This is a genomic window from Vibrio splendidus (assembly GCF_002873455.1).
Lineage (GTDB): Bacteria > Pseudomonadota > Gammaproteobacteria > Enterobacterales > Vibrionaceae > Vibrio > Vibrio splendidus_J.
This window is the reverse complement of record NZ_MCUN01000003.1, coordinates 1-1503: the sequence shown is the minus strand read 5'-3', so window position 1 is coordinate 1503 and position 1503 is coordinate 1. Positions and strand designations below refer to the sequence as shown.

The following is a 1503-nucleotide window of genomic DNA, read 5'->3' as shown; positions in this document are numbered from 1 at the left end:
TAGTTTTGAAGTCAGTATTCGTTGAGTCACAAAATCTTAAATTGAAGAGTTTGATCATGGCTCAGATTGAACGCTGGCGGCAGGCCTAACACATGCAAGTCGAGCGGAAACGACAACATTGAATCTTCGGAGGATTTGTTGGGCGTCGAGCGGCGGACGGGTGAGTAATGCCTAGGAAATTGCCTTGATGTGGGGGATAACCATTGGAAACGATGGCTAATACCGCATAATGCCTACGGGCCAAAGAGGGGGACCTTCGGGCCTCTCGCGTCAAGATATGCCTAGGTGGGATTAGCTAGTTGGTGAGGTAATGGCTCACCAAGGCGACGATCCCTAGCTGGTCTGAGAGGATGATCAGCCACACTGGAACTGAGACACGGTCCAGACTCCTACGGGAGGCAGCAGTGGGGAATATTGCACAATGGGCGAAAGCCTGATGCAGCCATGCCGCGTGTATGAAGAAGGCCTTCGGGTTGTAAAGTACTTTCAGTTGTGAGGAAGGGGGTAGCGTTAATAGCGTTATCTCTTGACGTTAGCAACAGAAGAAGCACCGGCTAACTCCGTGCCAGCAGCCGCGGTAATACGGAGGGTGCGAGCGTTAATCGGAATTACTGGGCGTAAAGCGCATGCAGGTGGTTCATTAAGTCAGATGTGAAAGCCCGGGGCTCAACCTCGGAACTGCATTTGAAACTGGTGAACTAGAGTGCTGTAGAGGGGGGTAGAATTTCAGGTGTAGCGGTGAAATGCGTAGAGATCTGAAGGAATACCAGTGGCGAAGGCGGCCCCCTGGACAGACACTGACACTCAGATGCGAAAGCGTGGGGAGCAAACAGGATTAGATACCCTGGTAGTCCACGCCGTAAACGATGTCTACTTGGAGGTTGTGGCCTTGAGCCGTGGCTTTCGGAGCTAACGCGTTAAGTAGACCGCCTGGGGAGTACGGTCGCAAGATTAAAACTCAAATGAATTGACGGGGGCCCGCACAAGCGGTGGAGCATGTGGTTTAATTCGATGCAACGCGAAGAACCTTACCTACTCTTGACATCCAGAGAAGCCAGCGGAGACGCAGGTGTGCCTTCGGGAGCTCTGAGACAGGTGCTGCATGGCTGTCGTCAGCTCGTGTTGTGAAATGTTGGGTTAAGTCCCGCAACGAGCGCAACCCTTATCCTTGTTTGCCAGCGAGTAATGTCGGGAACTCCAGGGAGACTGCCGGTGATAAACCGGAGGAAGGTGGGGACGACGTCAAGTCATCATGGCCCTTACGAGTAGGGCTACACACGTGCTACAATGGCGCATACAGAGGGCAGCAAGCTAGCGATAGTGAGCGAATCCCAAAAAGTGCGTCGTAGTCCGGATTGGAGTCTGCAACTCGACTCCATGAAGTCGGAATCGCTAGTAATCGTGAATCAGAATGTCACGGTGAATACGTTCCCGGGCCTTGTACACACCGCCCGTCACACCATGGGAGTGGGCTGCAAAAGAAGTGGGTAGTTTAACCTTTCG

General features: G+C 52.8%; 1 rRNA gene. It reads left to right on the top strand.

The features are described 5' to 3' along the window. Window positions 1–38: 38 nt before the first annotated feature. Window positions 39–1503, top strand: a 16S ribosomal RNA gene (locus tag BCU75_RS01700); the annotation flags it as partial.